16 protein-coding genes are annotated in these 15,583 nt (G+C 40.7%); 8 read left to right on the forward strand and 8 right to left on the reverse strand.

Features of this window, described 5'->3' with window-relative positions; all coding sequences use genetic code 11:
• Positions 1-215: 215 nt before the first annotated feature.
• From purL to FTU29_RS05205, 3 genes are all read left to right on the forward strand, one after another.
• A complete protein-coding gene (purL, locus tag FTU29_RS05200) occupies positions 216-4,052 on the forward strand; it encodes a phosphoribosylformylglycinamidine synthase (protein ID WP_180120726.1) in 3,837 nt (1,278 codons plus the stop codon).
• 328 nt (positions 4,053-4,380) lie between these two features.
• On the forward strand, positions 4,381-4,509 hold the full coding sequence (locus FTU29_RS17395) for a KGW motif small protein (RefSeq protein WP_257220672.1): 129 nt from the start codon (positions 4,381-4,383) through the stop codon (positions 4,507-4,509).
• 78 nt (positions 4,510-4,587) lie between these two features.
• Positions 4,588-5,043: a hypothetical protein gene (locus tag FTU29_RS05205; RefSeq protein ID WP_180023331.1), complete on the forward strand. Its 456-nt coding sequence runs from the start codon at positions 4,588-4,590 to the stop codon at positions 5,041-5,043.
• A 41-nt stretch (positions 5,044-5,084) separates the two neighbouring features.
• Here the strand turns inward: FTU29_RS05205 and FTU29_RS05210 are convergent, their stop codons facing one another.
• Positions 5,085-6,827 carry an FAD-dependent monooxygenase gene (locus FTU29_RS05210; protein ID WP_180120728.1) on the reverse strand — a complete coding sequence of 581 codons (1,743 nt, stop codon included), beginning with the start codon at positions 6,825-6,827 and terminating at the stop codon, positions 5,085-5,087.
• Between the two features lie 156 nt (positions 6,828-6,983).
• Here FTU29_RS05210 and FTU29_RS05215 point away from each other — a divergent pair, with 156 nt between their 5' ends.
• On the forward strand, positions 6,984-7,865 hold the full coding sequence (locus FTU29_RS05215; RefSeq protein ID WP_180120729.1) for a LysR family transcriptional regulator: 882 nt from the start codon (positions 6,984-6,986) through the stop codon (positions 7,863-7,865).
• 15 nt (positions 7,866-7,880) lie between these two features.
• Positions 7,881-8,198 carry an NGG1p interacting factor NIF3 gene (locus FTU29_RS05220; RefSeq protein ID WP_180120731.1) on the forward strand — a complete coding sequence of 106 codons (318 nt, stop codon included), beginning with the start codon at positions 7,881-7,883 and terminating at the stop codon, positions 8,196-8,198.
• Between the two features lie 208 nt (positions 8,199-8,406).
• Here FTU29_RS05220 and FTU29_RS05225 read toward each other — a convergent pair whose 3' ends face one another.
• Positions 8,407-9,180 carry a nitroreductase family protein gene (locus tag FTU29_RS05225; protein ID WP_180120733.1) on the reverse strand — a complete coding sequence of 258 codons (774 nt, stop codon included), beginning with the start codon at positions 9,178-9,180 and terminating at the stop codon, positions 8,407-8,409.
• A 95-nt stretch (positions 9,181-9,275) separates the two neighbouring features.
• Positions 9,276-10,076, reverse strand: a complete 801-nt coding sequence (locus FTU29_RS05230; protein WP_078192396.1) for an enoyl-CoA hydratase-related protein — start codon at positions 10,074-10,076, stop codon at positions 9,276-9,278.
• 106 nt (positions 10,077-10,182) lie between these two features.
• On the opposite strand from FTU29_RS05230, the gene FTU29_RS05235 reads away from it, so the two are divergent.
• Both FTU29_RS05235 and FTU29_RS05240 read left to right on the forward strand, forming a co-directional pair.
• Positions 10,183-10,752 (forward strand): nicotinate-nicotinamide nucleotide adenylyltransferase, encoded by a 570-nt coding sequence (locus FTU29_RS05235; RefSeq protein ID WP_180120735.1) that lies wholly within the window; start codon positions 10,183-10,185, stop codon positions 10,750-10,752.
• An 85-nt stretch (positions 10,753-10,837) separates the two neighbouring features.
• Positions 10,838-11,404 (forward strand): YceI family protein, encoded by a 567-nt coding sequence (locus tag FTU29_RS05240; protein ID WP_180120736.1) that lies wholly within the window; start codon positions 10,838-10,840, stop codon positions 11,402-11,404.
• A 16-nt stretch (positions 11,405-11,420) separates the two neighbouring features.
• On the opposite strand, the gene FTU29_RS05245 is transcribed toward FTU29_RS05240, so the two are convergent.
• Positions 11,421-12,308 carry a LysR family transcriptional regulator ArgP gene (locus tag FTU29_RS05245; protein ID WP_180120738.1) on the reverse strand — a complete coding sequence of 296 codons (888 nt, stop codon included), beginning with the start codon at positions 12,306-12,308 and terminating at the stop codon, positions 11,421-11,423.
• A 138-nt stretch (positions 12,309-12,446) separates the two neighbouring features.
• Between FTU29_RS05245 and FTU29_RS05250 the strand changes: the two genes are divergently transcribed.
• Positions 12,447-13,046, forward strand: a complete 600-nt coding sequence (locus tag FTU29_RS05250) for a LysE/ArgO family amino acid transporter (protein ID WP_180120740.1) — start codon at positions 12,447-12,449, stop codon at positions 13,044-13,046.
• A 60-nt stretch (positions 13,047-13,106) separates the two neighbouring features.
• Here FTU29_RS05250 and FTU29_RS05255 read toward each other — a convergent pair whose 3' ends face one another.
• The 4 genes from FTU29_RS05255 to queE form a co-directional block, all read right to left on the reverse strand.
• On the reverse strand, positions 13,107-13,565 hold the full coding sequence (locus FTU29_RS05255) for a peroxiredoxin (RefSeq protein WP_111883962.1): 459 nt from the start codon (positions 13,563-13,565) through the stop codon (positions 13,107-13,109).
• Positions 13,566-13,700: 135 nt separating this feature from the next.
• Positions 13,701-14,108: a hypothetical protein gene (locus FTU29_RS05260; protein ID WP_078190350.1), complete on the reverse strand. Its 408-nt coding sequence runs from the start codon at positions 14,106-14,108 to the stop codon at positions 13,701-13,703.
• A 13-nt stretch (positions 14,109-14,121) separates the two neighbouring features.
• On the reverse strand, positions 14,122-14,793 hold the full coding sequence (gene queC, locus FTU29_RS05265) for a 7-cyano-7-deazaguanine synthase QueC (RefSeq protein ID WP_180120742.1): 672 nt from the start codon (positions 14,791-14,793) through the stop codon (positions 14,122-14,124).
• Between the two features lie 29 nt (positions 14,794-14,822).
• Positions 14,823-15,533: a 7-carboxy-7-deazaguanine synthase QueE gene (gene queE, locus FTU29_RS05270; protein WP_180120744.1), complete on the reverse strand. Its 711-nt coding sequence runs from the start codon at positions 15,531-15,533 to the stop codon at positions 14,823-14,825.
• Positions 15,534-15,583 lie beyond the last annotated feature (50 nt).

The raw sequence follows: 15,583 nt of genomic DNA on the forward strand, positions 1-15,583 counted from the left end.
AAATGAAAAAATCAGATAATTTTGTGTTAATCTGTGCGACTAAATTCAATTTTATTATTTAAAAATAAAAGCATTATTGCCTAAACTTCCCGATATAAGCACTACAATTTCACTTTCACATCTAGCTGATTTAACTAATACACAGTAGAATATGCGCTCTCTCAAGTCACATTGTGGCATGGTCTTTTCGATCATCCCGTGGAGCCAAAATCAGCATGTTTATCGTTGCCGGTGCACCTGCACATTCTTCATTTAAGAAAACTCAACTATTATCACGTTTAACGTCAATTAGTTCTGTTCAATCAATTGAAAGTCAATGGGTTTACCTTTTTGACCAAGCGCTCAACGAGCAACAACAGCAATCCGCTTTACAGCTTCTCAACGATGGTCAATCTTTTGAATTGCACCAAGCAGCAAGTGACGAAGTCCAAATTTTAGTGACGCCACGTGTTGGAACCATCTCTCCGTGGTCGTCTAAGGCAACAGACATTTTTGCCAACTGTAATACACCGGTTCATCGCCTTGAACGCGGTGTTTTGTTTACTTTGAAGGGTGTAAATGCTGTTTCTGATGAAGTAAAACTAGCATTACATGACCGCATGACCGAAAGTGTTTTCAATGCTATTGAAGATGCTGCGGCACTTTTCTCTGAAACTGAACCAAAGCCTTTAAACTCAATTGATATTTTGGGTCAAGGTAAAGAGGCGTTGGTGAAAGCTAACTCTGAATTTGGTTTTGCGCTTTCTGATGAAGAAATCGATTATTTAACCGATGCTTTCACAAAAATGGGTCGCAACCCGCATGACATCGAATTGATGATGTTTGCCCAAGCGAACTCAGAGCATTGCCGTCACAAAATTTTCGGTTCTGAATGGACAATTGATGGTGAAGTTCAACCATTGTCATTGTTCCAAATGATTAAAAACACCTATAAAGAATCACCTACAGATGTATTGTCGGCATATAAAGATAACGCTTCTGTAATTGTGGGTTTTGACACACAACGCTTCTATCCAAAGCAAGATGCTGAAACAGGTCACCATGTTTATAAGTATAAGAGCCAAGCTGCTCACATTCTTATGAAAGTGGAAACCCATAACCATCCGACAGCGATTGCACCATTTGCTGGTGCAGCAACAGGTTCGGGCGGTGAAATCCGTGACGAAGGCGCAACAGGTCGTGGTGGTAAGCCAAAAGCTGGTTTAACAGGTTTTACCGTATCTAACTTGAATATTCCAGGCTTTGAACAGCCTTGGGAAGAAAACTACGGCAAACCATCTCGTATGGCATCTCCACTTCAAATTATGATTGAAGGCCCATTGGGTGGTGCAGCGTTTAACAATGAATTTGGTCGTCCTGCGTTAAATGGTTACTTCCGTACATTTGAACAAAATGTAAATGGTGATGTAAAAGGCTTCCATAAGCCAATTATGATTGCCGGCGGTTACGGTAACATCCGTCCTGACCATGTAGAAAAAGATGCAATCCAACCGGGCGATCTTTTAATCGTACTTGGCGGTCCTGCCATGCTGATCGGTTTAGGCGGCGGTGCAGCGTCTTCTGTAGACAGCGGTAAGTTGGGTGAAAACCTAGACTTCGCATCTGTACAGCGTGAAAACCCAGAAATGGAACGCCGTTGCCAAGAAGTGATTGATGCTTGCTGGCGCATGGAAGATCATAACCCAATCGTGTCTGTACATGACGTAGGCGCGGGCGGTATCTCAAATGCAATGCCTGAACTTGTGAACGATCACGAGTTAGGTGCGGTACTTGATCTGCGTAAAATTCCATCGCTTGAAAAAGGCATGTCTCCGATGGAAATCTGGTCGAATGAAGCGCAAGAACGCTATGTATTGGCAATCCGTCCATCATCTTTAGAACTCTTTGAATCACTATGTGCACGTGAGCGTTGTCCGTTTGCGGTATTGGGTGAAGCGACTGAAGCGCGCCATTTAACCGTTGAAGATCCATTGTTTGAAAACAAAGCTGTGGATATGCCAATGCAAGTGATGCTTGGTGGTACACCACGCATGAGCCGTTCATACGAAACCATTGAACGTAAAGGCGATGACTTCACTGCTGAAACAGTAACAGATTTGAAAGATGCGATTTACCGCGTTCTTAAGAATCCAACTGTTGCATCTAAATCGTTCCTCATCACCATTGGTGACCGTTCGATTACAGGTATGGTTGCACGTGATCAGTTCGTCGGTAAGTGGCAAGTGCCTGTAGCGGATGCTGCAGTAACAACGACTAGCCTTGTTGGTTATACAGGTGAAGCGATGGCAATGGGTGAGCGTCCACCAGTTGCGTTGTTGAATCCTGCTGCTTCTGCACGTTTATCTGTAGCAGAATCAATTTCAAACATCATGTCTGCAAAAATCGACCAGATCAGTGACATTAAATTGTCTGCAAACTGGATGGCTGCAGCAGGTCAACCGGGTGAAGACCAAGCGCTATTTGAAGGCGTTAAAGCCATCGGTATGGAAATGTGTCCTGCTTTAGGTATCGCAATTCCTGTAGGTAAAGACTCATTGTCTATGCGTACAACTTGGAATGATGACGGTGTTGATAAATCTGTAACATCTCCTATGACAGGCGTGATCACAGCATTTGCACCTGTAACAGATGTTCGCAAAACATTAACACCTGAACTTAAAAATATCGAGTCTGTACTTGTACGTATCGATCTTTCTAAAGGTCAATTCCGCCTTGGCGGTTCGATCCTTGCTCAGGTTTATAAAGCAATTGGTTCTGTAACACCTGATGTAGACAGTTTTGATGACTTCAAAGCATTCTTTGCATTGGTTCAAGACTGGAACAGCCGTGATCTAATCAAGGCTTACCATGACATCGGTGATGGCGGCCTATTGGCGACTGTTGCAGAAATGATGTTCGCTTCACGCCTAGGTGTAGCACTTGAAGATCAATCTACTGCAAGCTTGTTTGCAGAAGAAATTGGTGCAGTGCTTCAAATCAGCAAAGCAGATTGGGCTGCCTTAGAAGCTGAAGTTGCAGCGTCTAGCCTTAAAGATGCAATTGCAGTGGTAGGTACTGTAAATGATACAGATACTTTAACTGTAAATGGTTTGAGCTTAGACCGTGCTGAATTACAGCAAGCATGGACTGAAGTGTCACATCAAATCCAACGTCTACGTGACAACGTAGAAACTGCGGATCAAGAATATGCGTTAATCGCTGACAAATCACATGCAGGTTTAATTGCAAAACCAACATTTGATTTGAACGAGCCTATCGAAGCACCGTACATCAATGAACGCCGTCCAAACATGGTGATTCTGCGTGAACAGGGTGTAAACGGTCATGTAGAAATGGCTGCTGCATTCGATAAAGTCGGCTTCAACACTGTAGACGTACACATGAGTGACTTGCTTGCTGGCCGTATCAGTCTTGATGACTTTGAAGGCTTAGTGGCATGTGGCGGTTTCTCTTACGGTGACGTATTGGGCGCAGGCGGCGGTTGGGCTAAATCTGTATTGTTCAATCCTAAACTTCGTGACCAATTTGAGAAATTCTTTAACCGTGACGAAACATTCTCCCTAGGTATTTGTAACGGCTGTCAAATGCTGTCTCAGCTTGCACCATTAATTCCAGGTGCAGAAGCTTGGCCTCGTTTCCACCGCAATACTTCAGAGATGTTTGAAGCTCGTGCTGTAAACGTACGCGTTGAAAAATCAAATTCTGTACTGTTAGAAGGTATGGAAGGTTCGATTCTTCCTATCGCTGTAGCACATGGTGAAGGTCGTGTGGTTACAAGCGCAGAAAACATTGCAGCATTGAATGCTGGCGATCAAGTGATCTTGCGTTATGTAGACAGCCAAGGCAACCCAACGCAGCATTACCCAATGAACCCGAATGGTTCGCCAGAAGCAATTTCTGGTGTAACGTCTAAAGACGGTCGTGCAACAATTATGATGCCGCACCCTGAACGTAACTTCCGTGCGATTCAGCATTCTTGGAAACCAGAAGATTGGGATCAAGACGGTGCTTGGTTACGTATGTTCCGTAATGCACGTAAATTTATTGGTTAATCTTAGATAGATGAATAATAGAAAAGAGCCGCCTTCGGGTGGCTTTTTTTATGTTTAAAATTTACCAAAAGATATATTAATTATTGTGAATGCTTATTTTTACACATATAATCGCTTTCGATTTTTAACCACCTGCGGGTGGTTTTTTGTTGGTTTTAAATTTTTATTTCTCCCACTGAACTTGGTTTAGATTTTGCTTTTATATTTGTGGAAACATGCTAGTGTGTAATTTATGCACAATAACTATGCAAGATTAAAGACTAGCAAGATAAAAGAAAGATGGATAAGTAAACGAGTTCAGTATCAACACTCATGATGAGGTGATGACATGATTAAAATAGTAGAATATTCGGCAGTGGATAAGTCTGCGCTGCGTAAAAAGGGTTGGAAGCTTTTTGGTGCAGTCGTGTGTTTGCAGTTGGTGTTTTTATTTTTGGGTTATGCGTTGCAGATGTAATATTTGAACAATTGAAACCGCCGTGAGGCGGTTTTTTATGTAAACTAATGCATAATTAAAAAACTGCAAAAATTAATAATGAGCTTTAAACAATTTGTATTATTAAAAGATATAAAAATATTTTTACTTTTAGGCTTTATGTTTCCGTCAACATTGTTAAGTGGGTGCTTTCCTATTTTAAAAACGAAGCATCCGAAAATTAATATAACTGTTATCAATGATCAAAATGAAAAGTTGGACGATGCAGAAGTATTTTTAAATCTTACAACATGGCAAGGCAAGTCTTTTACTGAATCTACATTAAAAAAAACACAGGACGGAATTGCTACATTTTCTGCAGAGAAAAGTTTGCAATTTATTCATATATTTCCAGCAAAATATAGTTGGTCGATTTGCGTTTATAAAAATGGATATAGTCAAAATAGTTTTGTGCCAAAAAGTTCAAATAATCGAACACAAAATTTAGTATTGTTGTTAGATAAAGCTGAAATAGGTGTAGAAAAAAAACAACATTGTTGGAAAGAAAAATCCTAAAATATTGAATTAATAAAACCACCCGAAGGTGGTTTTTTTGATTAAACAGCCAATTGAATCTGTTTTAACACCGCCTTCAACGTATTTTCAAAATCAAAAGCAGTATTGGTACTGTCTTGGTATCGCCAAGCCACATAACCATCTGGACGAACTAAGACAGTGCCTGATTCATGAATTTCAGATTTAGCATTCCACGTACCGTACACATCACGGTATTCACGGGAACCAATTTGAATCACATCTAAATAAGGTAGATTCAACGATTCAGCAGCAGATTTCCAACCTTTGCCTGAAAGACCTGTCAGTAGGGTGAAACGACCATGCCCTGTAATATCTAAAGTTGATTGCTTATCGCCTTTGGCATCAATAATCCAAGTATGTGGAACTTTAGCCCCTGGACGCGTGGTTGCTTGCAAGTAAAGCTGTTGATCTTTGGCAAAGATCTCGGGCTCAGATTCAGCAATTATGGCATTGGATGTATAGCGCTGATTCAACTCTACACCTTGGGCATTAAATTCAAAGTTTTTAATTTCTAAGGCTTGATATAGCTTTTGACGAATTTCTGCAGCTTGTTCATCTTTCGCAAAAATACGTTGCATCATTTGAGCTTGAGTTGTGATGCCTTGGTCAAAACCAAATACCTCTTTGAGATGCTTATAGTCAAAGCGAGATTGATTGGCACGCGCCACGATTTGCTTGCCAACAGGCGCACGCTCTAATGTATAAGAATCAAGTAGAGTAGGAGCAGCCCAACCTTTAATGGCATATGCCAATTTCCAACCGAGGTTAAAAGCATCTTGCATACAGGTATTTGAACCTAAGCCACTTGATGGTGGATGACGATGTACCGCATCACCGCCGCAGAATACACGACCTTTCGAGTATTCAGTTGCCCATGTTTGGTTCACATACCAATAAGACAGTTTTTGAATCTCGACATTTTCAACTTCAGCACCGACAAAGGCATTTAGACGCGCACGAACTTGTTCTTCGGTGACTTGTGGTTCGCCCTTGGAAATATCAAAGCCCCAACCCATAATCCATTCATTCCAAGGTGTAATGGCACGGAGTAAGCCCATACCCAGATCACCAAAGCTGGCTTCAGGGTTAACAATCCATTGCAAAATAGCAGGGCGGTGTTGCACGTATTTGGAAAGATCAGCTTTAAAGGTTACATAGACTGTACCTGCACGAGACATTACCCCTTCAAGGGGTAAATCAAGCTGTTCAAGGACTCTGGATTTTGCCCCATCCATACCGACCAAATATTTGGCACGTAAGCTAAATTCAGTTTGGGTAATGCGATTAAGGAATGTTGCTGTTACGCCATGTTCATCTTGTATATGTGATAAATATTCAGTATTAAAATTATAAATCGCACCACGTTCAGCCGCATTTTTTACTAATAAAGCTTCCATTTTCGGCTGAATGAGATCGACCAATGGACAAGGACTGCCTTTAATATAATCGCCATGACGTTCATCACCCGTTCCCCAAGCACTCATGCGGGCAATTTCTTCACCGACAAGACTGGTGGTAATGAGGCTTTCACCCATTTGTTCCCAAGGTGTGGCAATGTCGAGAACTTGTTCTTCGATACCTAAGTCACGTAACACTTCCATCGCACGTTGGTTGGTAATATGGGCACGCGGACTATTGGCTAACCAATTAAATTGGGTAAAAAGCTGAACCTGAATACCGTAATTTGCCAAGGCCAAACCTAAAGTAGAACCTGCAGGCCCTGTGCCAATAATCAGAACATCGGTATCGTATTGCTGTGTCATACAAAACTCTATGTGTATGTGAAGCGCAAACTTGGAATAGTCCGCAGTCTAGGCAAATGATTTTCCGAGTAGAATGGATATTCATATAAACTATAGATCTATTGGTATTTTGACTGCATGACACGGGTGATGTAGTGAGTGTGTGGAGTGAAGCGAATGGAATTACGACATTTACGTTATTTTGTGACGGTGGCGAAAGAACAGAGTTTCACTAAGGCAGCGGAAAAACTATTTACAGCACAACCATCGCTCAGTCAGCAAATTAAAGACTTAGAGCAGGAGGTTGGGGTGCAATTATTTGAACGTTCTGCCCGAAAAGTCTTACTGACCGATGAGGGGCAGGCTTTTCTGAAATATGCAGAGCAAGCACTAGAAAATGCCAAACAAGCTATAGCAGCAGCTCGCCACGTGGCGCAAGCCAAAAATAATCAAATACATATTGGCTTTTTAAATGTTGCAGAATTGAAAATTATGCCGAGTATTTTGGCGCAATTAAAACAATATATCCCTGATTTGAAAATTCATTTACATAGCTTGACGTGTACAGAGCAGATTCAAAAACTAAAAAATACTGAATTGGATATTAGCTTTACTCGTTATCACTTAAGTCATGACGACTTTACCAATATTCAGGTTTTAAGTGAGCAGATCTATCTAGTCGGTGCAGCGCATCTGCATCCATCAGATCGAATCTTAAAACTTCAAGAATTAAAAAATCACACCATTATTATGTGTGAGCAAAATGCTTCTCCTGTGTTTTACGATACCTTAAATGCCTTGATTCCTTTTGATCAGCATCAACATGATCATATGCTGTGGGTAACAAATGTCATGCAGCATTTAAATTTGATTAATATGGGCATGGGCCTGAGTTTTGTGCCCGAGTATTTACTGAAGTTTTTAAATGATTCGGTCAAAGTCATTCAAACAGATGTGGAATTACCGAAACTAGGTTTATATGCAACCTATCCGAATGCATCGAATAATGTTGCATTGAAAATGATTTACAGTGCTTTAAATTATGTAACTGCACAATAGCGTCTGGAATAACCAATGTTAAAACTGATTTATTATGTACCTGAGTCTCACCTAGAGTCGACTAAACTGGCCGTATTTGAAGCAGGAGCAGGTGGTATAGGAAACTATGAACACTGTGCTTGGCAATTTTTAGGGAAGGGGCAATTTAAACCTGTAAAAGGTGCAAATCCATTTATTGGTGAGTTGGAGCAGCTAGAGTCTATCCCTGAATGGCGAGTGGAAACCATCGTGCCTGAAGAAAAGGCAAGTGCGGTAGCGAGGGCTTTAAAAGCAAGTCATCCTTATGAAGAGCCGGCATTTGAGTTTATTCAAATGGTGGATATTCAATTTTAATGATGCTTTTAAATTTTTAAGTTATAGAAAAAAGTAGATACACGAAGGGTGACATGGATGTCACCCGTTAGACAGAGATTCAAGGATGAATCTTCTGTCTAACAAGGGATTTTGGTTACTTTGATCCTTCAAAGTAACGTAATACCTACGCGTTATAAACTAAAGTCACGTAGCTAATTGTGGTTGTGACTATTCTTTTGAAAGCAAATTATATTTTCTGAATAAACAGCTCACGATCAAAACGATACTGCGGGAAGAACACACCATCTTTAGCACGTTCACCTGCACCAATCACCATCACTGGGTATTGCTGGGCATTTAATCCTAAAATCTTCTTCACCAAAGGTTCATCAAAACCTTCCATCATACAACTGTCAAAACCATAGGCACGTAAAGCCAAAACTAAGTTTTCACAAGCCAATGCTGTGGTTTTGCTCGCCCAAAGTTTGGCATCTGCTTCATTAAAAGCTGTTACAGGCAATTGTTTATCCAGTGTACGTGCAACTTTGAAAGCTACTTTCTTAAAGTTACCTAGTGCGTTTAAGTAACCTGTTTTATAGTTATAAGGAATAAACTTGTAATACTTCTGCACCGCTGCAGGTGCTTCAGGAAATGGAAATTCCGAAATATTCCGTTTTGCCATTTCATCTACACGGTCGGTACGCGCGACACAGACGATCAATTCCGCAGCGGTTTTCGCTGCCAATTGCCCTAAGCAAGCTTTCACCAATTGTTTTTTCTTTGCAGGGTTCTGAACGACATAGAATGTCCACGGTTGTAAATTCGATGAATTGGGTGCAAGCAAGGCGAGGTCTAAGCATTCATCTAAAACGTCGTTTGGAATGGCCTTGTCGGTAAACTTACGTACAGAACGACGGCTTTGTACAACTTTTTTAAAATTCTCGATATCGATGCCTTCAGGCGCAGGCTCGTAGTAGCGTTTCTTTTCAGGTTTAGTTTCAGTTTGTGATACTGCAGTCATGTGGAAACATCCAGTTTTTTAATTTAGAAAATAGATTGGGGCTGAGATGAAAAAAACCACCCAAATATGAGTGGTTTTTTAGTTCCATTAAAACATTAATTGAACTGAGAGAAGTCAGGTTTGCGTTTTTGCATAAAGGCGGCAACAGCTTCCATCATTTCTGGAGAGCCTACTCGATCCATGAAAATTTCAGCTTCATGGTCAATCCATGCCACGATTTCATCTACATTATGTTTCATTAATGCTTTTGATTGAACCAAAGATGCTAGTGGAAGTGCAGATAACTGTGCTGCTTTTTTCGCAGCTGTCGCATAAGCATCTTCTTCAATGCTATTGACCAAATTTGCTGAAAGCGCTGTCGCACTATCAAACTTCTGAGCAGTTAACAGTAATTCCGCCGCTTTATGGTAGCCGGCTTGTTGAACCAATAGCTTGCTCGATGCACCTTCAGGCGATAGACCAAGGCTCACAAACGGAATTTGGAATAGGGCAGTATTGTCGCTGTAGACAAGATCGCAATGAAGCAGAATCGTAACACCAATCCCAATGGCAACACCGCGAACCGCAGCAATCAGCGGCTTAGAAAATTGAGCAGCAGATTTTAATAAAATGAACGGTGCGCCTTCAGAAGCTGGAGCTTGCCCTTTTTGAGCAGCAGATTTCATAAAATCTTGCATGTCATTGCCCGCACTGAAGTCTGCATCTTGACCACGGAGTACTACTACACGCACTGAAGTATCTTGATCAGCTTCATCTAATGCTTTTGCAATCCACAGATATAATTCTGTATACAGCGCGTTCTTCGCCTGAGGTCGGTTAATGGCTAAGGTCAGTACGCCATTGTCCAAATTCGCATTCAAATGTTCATGGGGTTGTTGAATACAGCTCAGTGTCATCGTACTATCCTTGCGTAAAAGTTTCGTTTTGATTTTATGCTCGACATTATGTCGCATATTTCAGCCTGTGGCACAACTGCTCAGTTCATAAAAAGTTTGATTTGATATGAAATATACATTTGATTATTTGGTTTTCATTGGGCGTTTTCAGCCGTTCCATTTAGCACATCTGCAAACCATTAAAATTGCCTTGCAACAAAGTCAATATGTGCTTCTGGCGCTTGGTTCGGCGCAAAATGAACGTAATATCAAAAATCCATTTTTGGCTGTAGAACGTGAGCAGATGATCTTGTCGAATTTTTCAGAGCAAGATCAGAAGCGAATCAAGTTTGTGCATGTGATTGATGTATATAACGATGAAAAATGGCAAAAGTTAGTCAAATCTTTGGTAGATGATGTAGTTGAAACGAATGCAAAAGTCGGTTTGATCGGGCATTTTAAAGATGATTCTTCTTATTATTTAAGATTCTTCCCCGAGTGGAAAATGGTTGAGCTGGATAGTCTAGAAGGGGCGATTTCTGCGACACCAGTACGTGAAGCGTATTTTCGTGGTGAAATTGAAAGAGATGCCTTTCCTCAAGGTACCATTGATTTTTTGCAAAAATTTCAACAGACAGACATTTATAAACAACTTCAACACAAATTTATGACTCAGGATAAAACAAATCTGCTATAAAAAACGCTAAATTTCTAGCACCACAATGGAGTAAAAAAATAAACATTGTAGTGATTTTAGGCTGTGTTTTATTCAGGAGAAAAACATGAATTTGCGTCACGGAACGTTAGCAAAATATATGGGAGCCTTCGCTTTATGCTGCGTATTGCCCCTACATGCTGCTGAATGGACGCTAACGCCTAATAGTCAGGTCACATTTGGCATTAAATCTGTGGGCTTATCTATTGTTGAAGGACGCTTTAATAAGGTTCAGTCGAATCTTAAGTTTGATCCTGAAGTTCCGCATAAAGGTTCAGCGCATTTAGTGTTAGATGTGGATAGCATCAGTTTTAGTAACCCAAGCTTGAAAGGATTAATCTTGGGGAGCGAATATTTTGATGCTGCTGAATTTAAGCACGTGAAGTTTTTCAGTAAACAAATCGAACCAGTCGCTTATGCCAAGTATATGATTCGAGGGGATCTCACCATTCGTGGTATCACTAAACCTGTGATCTTTGATACCACACTTGTCCCTAGTCCACAAAATCCAAAAGTGTTGGATGTTCAATCTTTAGCAACCATTAAACGTAGTGATTTTGGTATGCGTAAAGCACTTGGTGGTGTAGGGGAGCAAGTATTAATACAACTCAAAGGCCAATGGCGGATTGAATAACCCTATTTTGCTGGCTTCAACACATATGATCTTTGGCGTGTTGTAGCATAAAAGCAGTTATTTTCTGTAATTGAATTGATTGTTGGTTCCAATGATGCCAATACAAGGCTAAATCAATACTGAGTTCTGTTGAAAGCTCTATCAATTTTCCCGCTGCTAATAAGTCTTTGCTTTGATAGTCGGGTAACCATCCATAGCCCAAGCCCATCGTAATGGCATCAAAAAATGCAGTTGAAGAGGGAATGAAATGATGCGGATATTGTGAAGGATTGAGCCCGAAATTTTTCTGAATCGATTGCGTATGCAGGTCATCCTTCTCATTAAAAATCAGTGCAGGCGCAGCCCTTAACGCATTTCGCGTCACGCCTTTACCGAACCATCTTTGGATAAAATCAGGGGTTGCTACAAAGCGATAATGCATTTCTCCCAGATATTCTGCAACGCAGCCTTTCATGGCTTCCGATTCTGTTGTGACACAGGCATTGACCAGTCCTGCTTCTAATAAATGATGTGTTTGTGACTGATCATCGACCTGAAAATGAATAACGATTTTTTCTTCAATTAAGAGATCTTTGAGTAGCGGAAGCAACCATGTCGCAAGTGAGTCAGCATTGGTTGCAATATTGACTTGATAGAAAGCATTCGCCGTTTGTCCTGTTAGATTTTGCAGAAAATTATGTTCTAATAATTTGCTGTGTTGTAAATAATGCAATAAAGATTGGCCTGCGAGTGTTGGGCGGCAGGGCCGTTCACGCACAATGAGTACATGACCTAATTTCTTTTCTAAGGTTTGCAGTCTGAGCGTGACCGCAGATGCCGTAATGTTTAAACGCAGTGCCGCTTGTTCAAAGCTTCCTGTTTCAGCAACTGCAAGAAAAGCTTCACTATGTTTGCTTTGTAACATGAGTCACCTATGAGCATTAGAAATTTTATAAACTAAGAAAAACTTAGTTATATTGATATTTATTTAGAAATACTTATTTTTAGCAATAAGCTTGGATAATAGCAACATTCATTTAAAGCTTTGAAAGTGTAGTTAAAAATGTTGCACAGTTATATACAAGGGCTGGCAGTTGGATTTAGCCTAATTATCGCGATTGGTGCGCAAAATGCGTTTATTCTCAAGCAGGGGTTAAAAAAGCAGTATGTCTTTTGGCTTTGCGCTATTTGTGCTACTTCTGATTCGATACTCATCTTACTGGGAGTGCTCGGATTCTCCCAATTGGTTGAAAGTCATCCGGAAATTGTGAGTGTTGCGAAATATTTGGGCGCAACCTTTTTAGCAGTTTATGGAGCACAACATTTTCTGCAAGCCTTTAAAACTTCGAGCAGTTTAGCGCCCAGTGAAAAGAATGAAACCAAATTATTGAAACTGGTACTGATCTGCTTGGCTTTAACGTGGTTGAATCCACATGTGTATCTCGATACGGTTGTGCTGATTGGATCTATTTCCACGAAGTTTGACTCGACCGCAGTCTATTTTGCGACTGGGGCAATCACAGCCTCATGGGTATTTTTCTTTGTCCTCGGATTTGGTGCGCGCTATTTATTACCGCTCTTCCAAAGTGCAAAGGCATGGAAAGTTTTAGATTTTATTATTGGCGTTGTGATGTGGGGAATTGCAGCCTCATTATTGCTCTAGTTAGAAGCTTCTTATTAAGTTTGAGCCCATTCCTAAAGGAGCAGGCTCAAATCATTACTTTTATGCTGCTTGTAATGCTTTTAAATCTTCTAGGACTTGTTCTGCATGGCCTGCGGCTTTGACTTTACGATATTCTTTCACCAGCTTGCCATGATGGAAAATAAAGGTTGAGCGTTCGATGCCCATGACCTTTTTGCCATACATATTTTTTTCTTTAATCACGTCAAAATGCTGACATAGCACTTCTTCTTTATCACTGATTAAATCAATGCTTAGATTTTGCTTTTCAGTGAAGTTTTGATGGGCTTTAACCGAGTCACGAGAAATGCCGTAGATTGGGGTATTAAGCGCATCAAACTGATCTTTTAAGCATGAAAACCCAATGGCTTGCGTCGTACAACCCGGTGTTGAATCTTTAGGATAGAAGTAGACGATCAGCCAGTCATTGTTGAGTTCTGCAAGGTTGACTTCACCTGAGGTGGTTGGGAAGGTTTGATTTGGTAAGCTAATTTCAGTCATGAAGATTTCCTTTTTCATGTCTTATCCCTAAACGGGCTTAAACAAAGTATGTGAAATATGACCATCATACAGAATTTACTTTGAACTTAAAGCAATAAAAAAGCCTGCAATTGCAGGCTTTTTTGAGACGAAAAATTATTTTTTCGCTTGAGCAGATTTCATTGCTTCTTCAGTTAAAGTTTTTAATTTACCTGTTAACTGAGGACCGAAACATGCTTGAAGGTCTTTATTTTGTTTTTGAACAAAAGCGAGTGTTGCAGGGCTTTTCTTCTGGTTGATTGTGCTTTGGATTTCCCATTTTTGAGCATTGGTTAAACGACCATCTGCTTCAACAGCACAAGTACAGTATTTGCTAACTTCAGCGGCAGTTAGTTTTTTACCTTTGCCAGTTTCTTCTTTACAAACATTAATTAACGAAGATTTTACGTTAGTGCTCTTATATGCTTGTTGAAGCTTGTCGTTGTCAGCGTGTGCAACTGAAGCAAACAATGCAGCTGCAGAGAAAGCAGCAGAAAGAATAATGTTTGATTTTAAATTTTTCATAAACCCTACCTTGTTATTTCGGTATGTAACGTGTCGGATCTTCAACACCTGCGTCAACGAAACCTTGTTTACGAAGACGGCAGCTATCGCATTTACCGCAAGCACGACCTTGGTCATCTGCTTGATAGCAAGACACCGTTTGACTGTAGTCTACGCCATGTTCTATACCTAAGCGAATGATATTTGCTTTGGATAAATGTAACAGAGGTGTTTCAAATTTAAGTGGTTTTCCTTCAACGCCAACCTTCGTTGCAAGGCGAGCCATGTTGGCAAATGCTTCGATAAACTCTGGACGGCAGTCTGGATAGCCTGAGTAATCAACTGCATTGATCCCAATGACAATCGCTTCTGCACCAAAAACTTCCGCCGCAGCTAAAGCATATGACAAGAAAATCGTGTTACGCGCTGGTACATAAGTTACAGGAATACCGGCTTGTTCATGATCAGGAACTTCAATGCTATGGTCAGTTAATGCAGAGCCACCTAAGTTACCTAAATCGATATTAATAACACGATGTTCTACACCAGCCTGCTTAGTTAAGTCACGAGCAGCATCTAGTTCTGTCGTAGAACGTTGACCATACATAAAACTCAAGGCGATACATTCATAACGCGCTTGAGCCCAAGCTAAACAAGTGGTTGAGTCTAAGCCGCCAGACAATAAAACTATGGCACGAGGGCGCATATGCATTACTCCAAATAATTCTTTAAAACTTAACGACCAGTTTCATCGTTCCAAAGCAATTTATGTAATTGCAATTGGAAGCGAACAGGGAGATGGTCTTCTAAAATCCATTGTGCTAAATCACGTGCAAGCTGAGGCAAACGAACAGCACCTTTTTCAACGGCAAAGGCCGGAGAGAACCAAATGGTGCTGACTTTTTCGTTTAGCTTATAGCGATCAACTTGCTGTTTTGACCATTCATAGTCTTCACGATTACAAATCACAAATTTGATCTGATCATGTGGCGTTAAATGGTCGAAGTTGCTAAGCAAATTTCGTGCAACTTCACCCGATGTCGGGGTTTTTAAATCCATAACTTTTGAAACACGCGGGTCAACTTTAGACACATCTAAAGCACCACTGGTTTCTAAAGACACTTCGCAGCCTAAATCGGCCAGACGAGTCATGAGGGGAAGGGCATTCGGTTGAGCAAGCGGCTCACCACCCGTCACGCAAATATAAGGGGTTTTAAAATCTAAAGTGGTTTGAATAATTTCTTCTAATGATTGGCGTTCACCGCCTTCAAACGAATAGGTTGTATCACAATAAGTGCAACGTAACGGACAGCCCGTTAAGCGGATAAAGACCGTAGGCAAACCTGCGGTATTGGCTTCACCTTGCAATGAATAAAAAATCTCCGTAATACGTAAACCCGCAGACGGATCAGAAACAGGAATAGCGGAAGATCGAAGGGTACTCATAACAAAATTAACCAGATATAAAAAAACAAAAAATCTCTACGATTATTGCT

This window comes from Acinetobacter sp. YH12086, assembly GCF_013419345.1.
GTDB classification, from domain to species: Bacteria; Pseudomonadota; Gammaproteobacteria; order Pseudomonadales; family Moraxellaceae; genus Acinetobacter; species Acinetobacter amyesii.